Raw genomic sequence first — 5,384 nt, 5'->3', positions numbered from 1 at the left:
GGTGGTCCGCACCGCCGACGGTGCCGTGGTGCGGGTGACCACCCGAACACTGCCCGCCGCCGAGGCGGTGCCGGCGCGGGGGGCGGCGCCTGCGGGACGGGCGCGGCAGCGGGCGGAGGCGGGTTCACGAAGTCGGTTCGGGGCGCTTCCCTGGCCACCGGCACCGGGGCCTGGATGGTCTCCGGCGGGGCCGGCGTGATCGCCGGCTCGGCTTGCGCCGGTGCCGGGGTCTGGCCGCTGGTGACCAGGGCGCTGTCCCCTGGGGTGGGCGGCGGGTCGGAGACCGGCCGCATCGCGGCGGCCATCGCGATGATCAGTGCCACCACGCCGAGGACGAGGATCGTGGAGAGCGCACCGCCGAGGAGCGCAAAGGGTCTGCGATCGACGTCCTGGTCCGAAAACGCCCGCGGCGGAGAGTCTTCAGTCGCGTAGTCGTCATCCACGGAGCTGTCATCCACGGCGCTGTCATCCACGGCGCTGTAGCCGAGACAGGAGGCCGCCGCCCGCTGGGTGGGTCCAGCCGAGGTGTCGTCGGACGCCTGCAGCCACGCGGTCGAGGCGTCGTAGCGCGGCGCGGTGACCGCCGCCAGCGCGGCGCCTCGGGCCAGCGCCAAAGCCCCGTCGGCGGGGACGTGCACCGGCAGCGAAGTCCGTGCGGCGAGCACGGGCCTCAACGCGGCGGCATCAACGCCGGAACCCGCGACGAAGAGCGCCTGGGGCGGCTCGGGGCCGGTCTCCAGACCCGAGACCAGGGTCGGCACCGCCTCGTCGGCGGGCAGTGTTCGGGTGGTCACCCGCACCACGGCACCGTCGGCGGTGCGGACCACCGCCAGTGTCGTCAGGCCCGGTTCGACGAGCAGTATCGCCGTGCGCGTGTATCCCGCGGCCAGCCCGAGTGCCCGGGCCAGCGCGCCGGCGGCGTGCAGTTGCGATACCAGGACCACGTCCTCCACACGCTGGGCGCGCAGCGCCTGGCGCACCCGGGCGGCCGCGCCGTGGTCGGTCCACGCCAACCCGGTCGCGACCAGTCGGTGTCCGCCCTCGGCGGCGCTCTCCCGGGTGCCGAGAATGGCGGCGACGACCTGCTCGGGCGCATCGGAGGTTGCGGGACTCATACCGGCCGAGACGTCGAAGGCGTTCTGGTCGACGGTGAGGCCGTCTGCCCTTTCCCCCTCGACCAGCGCCATGCGCACCGCCGTCGGCGTCATCGAGACCCCGAGCACGACGTCCAAGCCCCACCTCCGCACCGATGTCGACTACCGGATTCATCGGCCGGATCGGAATGGCCGTTACAGCGCCGGGGGTTAGCTGGGAGTGCGGATGAAGTTCTGGTACGAGCGGGACGGAGTGGGCCCGCGCTGCCCCTGGTACTTCGACCCGACCGCGGCGCTGCCATAGGGGTTCTCGGCCGGGCTGGTCAGCCGCAGCAGGCACAGTTGCCCGATCTTCATCCCCGGCCACAACGTGATCGGCAGGTTGGCCACGTTGGACAGCTCCAGGGTGATGTGGCCGGAGAATCCGGGGTCGATGAACCCCGCCGTGGAGTGCGTCAGCAGCCCGAGGCGCCCCAGCGACGATTTGCCCTCCAGCCGCCCGGCCAGGTCATCGGGCAGCGTGCAGCACTCCAGGGTCGAGCCCAGCACGAATTCGCCGGGATGCAGCACGAAGGGTTCTCCGTCGGTCGCCTGCACCAGGCTGGTCAGCTCGTCCTGCTGTTGGGCCGGGTCGATGTGGGTGTAGCGGGTGTTGTTGAAGACCCGGAACAGGTTGTCCAGCCGGACATCGACGCTGGAGGGCTGCACCAGCGCGTCGTCGAACGGGTCGATGCCCAGCCTGCCGGCGGCGATCTCGGCGCGGATGTCACGGTCGGAGAGCAGCACCCGACGAGCGTATAGCCCGCGGATTCCCCGGAACACGGTGGCCGCGCCGTAGGGGTTGCTATCCTCGTCAGCGCAACATGCCGATGTAGTTCAATGGCAGAACATCAGCTTCCCAAGCTGAATACGCGGGTTCGATTCCCGTCATCGGCTCCAGCCTGAACAGCCGCGGAGACAGTCAGTTGTGCGCTCAGGCGTAAGCGATTCCGGTCAGATTGCCCTGGGCCTGCAGCAGCGTCTTCTTGCCGGAACCGTCGAGCGCCGCGCGGTAGACGGTGCCCCCGAAGTCGGTGAAGAACATCCGGTCATTTGCGACGTCGAGCGCCAGCCCGATGCCCTCCATCAGGTGATCGGCGATGACCTCTGGTTCGGGCCTCCCATCGGGACCGGCGTCAAGGGGGGCCCGATTGACGGTGTTGCCCCGGGGCGGGTCACCGCGGTCGGTCCAGTACAGCGTCCGCGTGCTGTGGTCGATGTCGAGGTCGATCGGCTCCGGCAGCCCGTCGTAGACCACTTCGATGTCGGTGCGAGCGGCCGGCGTCTGCCCGGCGGGGACGTCGATGCCGGCGCGCAGGATGCGCCCCTGACCGGAGTCGTCGGCGCCCTTCTGCGTCCAGTAGATCTTGCCGCCAACCCGATCAACGGCGATACCCACGCACCAGTTGCGCTGGTCTTTGCGGTCGGCGTCGCCGCAACCTGTCTGGACGAGCGTCTCGATCGTCGACCCGTCGGCGGCGGCGCGCATCACCCGCATCCCCTCGCGGTCCGACCAGTACAGCCTCCCGTCGTCGAACTGGAGCTGTTTGGGAGTGAAGGTGCCACCAACCGGGACGATCGTGGTGCGGTTCGAGCCGTCGAGGTCGATGCGTTCGATCGACCCGTCGTTGCCGGCCGGGTCGCCCATGTTCGTCCAATACAGATGCCCTCCCTGGGCATCGGCGATGATCCCGTCGGGAAGGCTGGTGAGCCCGGCCAGCAGGGTCCGCGACCCAGAGCCGTCGGCGTTGAGCGCGACGATCCTCCCGCCGCTGAGATCGAGGAAGAACAACCTTCCCGTCATAACTGGCCGGTCCCTGTCTGGTCGTCGTGGACGAGGTTGAGTAGGCGAGCGATTCCGGATCACCTGGAGGCGAACGCCGCGACGTGCGGGCGCTCTCAGGTGGCGGCGAGCGCTTCGCGCTGGATGGCGACCCAGGCGATGATCGTGCCGGCGTCTTTGAGCGGAAACATCCGCCAGTTCATGATGAACGGCGTTCCGTCCTTACGGTAGTTGACGGCGCGGCCCTCGAACCGTCCGCCGGCCTTGAGTGTCGCGCTGATCTTCTCGATCACCTTCCGGTCGGTGCCGGGGCCCTGCAATATGCGCGGGTCCTTGCCGATCACGTCGGCCGGGTCGTGTCCGGTCAACTTCTTGAAGGCCTTGTTCGCGTAGATGATCCGCCCCCGGGCCGAGGCATCCGTCACCAGGATGGAATCAAAACTGTTGTCCGCCAGCAATTTCAGCAAAGTCAGACCACCTGTCTGCGAACCCAGCGCGTCAACCAGGGATGAGGCCATTGCAATTCTCCTGCCGTCGTTGTCGGCTCCATGGCCAACAGAGATACCAACCCTTTACCAACCCTGCACCAACCCTGCGCGTCATCTCGGGCCGCCCGGCGGGGGACGTGACGGAGGTCCGGCTTGCCACCCGAAAACAGAGGCTCTTTATCTGCAGCGACGACGTCGCGGCGATTGAACTCCGTTTGCGTGCAAGCCTTCCCGCGAATTCGCCTGAAGAAGCGGTTCTCCCGTCATCGGCTCCACCGACCGCCCGGTTCCACAGCGGCTCCGGTTCAACGCCCCCTGATCTGGTCGATCAGGTTGTAGCTGATCGGGTCATCCGGCAGCACCGCGGCGAAGCCCTCCAGGAAGATGATCGCGATGACGTTGGCCGCCACCACCCCGATGAACAGCCAGATGATCACCGTCGAGAGCTTGCGCAGGCCGCTGTCGACGGGCGGGGCCTGGGGGATCCCCCGCGGCATCAGGATCAGCATCAGCCCGACGTAGATCATCACGATGGCGAAGGTGATGAACGCCCAGGTGTAGAGATGCAGACGCAGGAACGGCTCGCCGTATCCGGGATCCCCGGGCAGGATGTGCAGTTCGATCTGGCGGATCGACACCGAGGCGCCGGCCAGCACCGAGATCAGTCCCATGCCCAGCCCTTGTGCGTAACGGGCCGTGGTCAGGGTGCCCCGTCGGGCCTGCATGACGATGAACAGCGCGCCTAACGTGGCCAGAATCATCCCGTAGCGCTGCAGCATGCACAGCGGGCAGGGGAACTCGCCCATGACGAACTGGATGAAGAAGGCACTGAGCATCACCACGGTGTAGGCGAGCATCCAGGCGTGCAGCCCCCAGTAGGTGATCGCGCCCCACAGCCGGCTACCGGTGCCGGCCGGCTCGTCGACGATCCGGGTTTCCTCGATGATGACCTCGGCCATCAGAAACTCAGATCCAGCACGGAGGTGACGTGGTAGCGGAACAGGCCGATCATGGCGACCAGGCCCAGTGCCCACAGACCGATGATCAATCCGCGGTTGGCGCCCCGCCAGATCAGCAGGGCGATCCCGAACAGCAGGATCATGATGAGAATGTCCACCCGCGAACATTAAGCCGCGGTCGAGGGTTGCGTGCGGCGGTTGCCGAATCCCACCGGAAATCTAGCCGTTTACACAGAGGCTCTTCAGATTCGGCTCTTCAGATTCGGCTCGTCAGACTCGGCTCGCCAGACGCCGGAATCCGACCGGGGGTCCGACTCCCGGGAACTAGCTCGGGAACTAGCTCGGGAATATGTGCACCCAGTCGACGAGCAGCTGGGCCGGGTAGACGCCCTGCGAGGCGTCCTTGCCGCCGGTGCCGCCGACGGCCAGGTTGAGCACCGGCCGCAGGATGTAGCCGGGGTCATTGAACGGCCAATCGTCGATCGAGAAGGCCGGGACCTCGAAGTAGGGTTCCATGCCCGGCTGGAAGTCCTGCCAGAAGTACATGCCGGACGGGTTCCAGGTGACCCGCCAGGTGTGCCAGGCGTCGTCGATCGGGTAGGGCATCGTCGCGAACGACGTGCCGTCCAGGCGCGCATGCACCGTGGTGCCCGAGGGCCACTCCATGTTCCCGTACCACTCGGCGAGGTCGACCTCGCCGCCGCGCGGTTTGCTCTCGTTGACCAGCCACCAGGCCGGCCAGCAACCCGGCGTCAGGCATTCGAATTTCACCCGCGCCTCGAAGGTGTGGTTGATCGGCGCACCGAAGTTACCGACCACCTTGCCGCTGGTGTACTTGCCCGGGGCATCGCGCGTCGCTCGGATGACGAGGTTGGAGTTGCCGTCGAGGAACACATGCCCGCGGTCGTCGCTGTACTGGCCCATGTTCTCGGGCCGGTCCCAGAACACCGGGTTCTTGATGAGCTCGCGGCGCTGGGCGATGCTCCACAGCGCCGGGTTGGGCGGGGCTCCGGCCGGGCCG

7 protein-coding genes and 1 tRNA gene are annotated in these 5,384 nt (G+C 67.7%); 1 reads left to right on the top strand and 7 read right to left on the bottom strand.

Going from position 1 to position 5,384, the window contains the following annotated elements; translation table 11 throughout:
• A partial coding sequence (locus tag ACKOQ4_RS13095; protein WP_526292494.1) for a DUF7159 family protein occupies positions 1–1,247 on the bottom strand: 1,247 nt, incomplete at its 3' end.
• A gap of 57 nt (positions 1,248–1,304) precedes the next feature.
• Positions 1,305–1,880: a dCTP deaminase gene (gene dcd, locus ACKOQ4_RS13090; protein WP_526292492.1), complete on the bottom strand. Its 576-nt coding sequence runs from the start codon at positions 1,878–1,880 to the stop codon at positions 1,305–1,307.
• Positions 1,881–1,959: 79 nt separating this feature from the next.
• Here dcd and ACKOQ4_RS13085 point away from each other — a divergent pair.
• Positions 1,960–2,033: transfer RNA gene (locus ACKOQ4_RS13085), tRNA-Gly, on the top strand.
• A 34-nt stretch (positions 2,034–2,067) separates the two neighbouring features.
• Here ACKOQ4_RS13085 and ACKOQ4_RS13080 read toward each other — a convergent pair.
• The 5 genes from ACKOQ4_RS13080 to ACKOQ4_RS13060 all read right to left on the bottom strand — a co-directional run.
• Positions 2,068–2,937, bottom strand: a complete 870-nt coding sequence (locus ACKOQ4_RS13080; RefSeq protein WP_526292490.1) for an SMP-30/gluconolactonase/LRE family protein — start codon at positions 2,935–2,937, stop codon at positions 2,068–2,070.
• Between the two features lie 95 nt (positions 2,938–3,032).
• Positions 3,033–3,434, bottom strand: coding sequence for a PAS domain-containing protein (locus ACKOQ4_RS13075; protein ID WP_526292488.1), 402 nt, complete (start codon positions 3,432–3,434; stop codon positions 3,033–3,035).
• Between the two features lie 275 nt (positions 3,435–3,709).
• Positions 3,710–4,363, bottom strand: a complete 654-nt coding sequence (locus ACKOQ4_RS13070) for a disulfide bond formation protein B (RefSeq protein WP_526292486.1) — start codon at positions 4,361–4,363, stop codon at positions 3,710–3,712.
• Positions 4,363–4,521: a DUF5993 family protein gene (locus ACKOQ4_RS13065; RefSeq protein ID WP_526292484.1), complete on the bottom strand. Its 159-nt coding sequence runs from the start codon at positions 4,519–4,521 to the stop codon at positions 4,363–4,365. Before ACKOQ4_RS13065 ends, ACKOQ4_RS13070 begins: the two co-directional genes overlap by 1 nt.
• A gap of 178 nt (positions 4,522–4,699) precedes the next feature.
• A partial coding sequence (locus ACKOQ4_RS13060) for a glycoside hydrolase family 16 protein (RefSeq protein WP_526292482.1) occupies positions 4,700–5,384 on the bottom strand: 685 nt, incomplete at its 5' end.

Origin of the sequence: Mycobacterium sp., from assembly GCF_046095365.1 — a bacterium.
Taxonomy (GTDB): domain Bacteria; phylum Actinomycetota; class Actinomycetes; order Mycobacteriales; family Mycobacteriaceae; genus Mycobacterium.
Note: the sequence above shows the minus strand (reverse complement) of the source record. Positions and strands in the feature narration are given on the sequence as shown.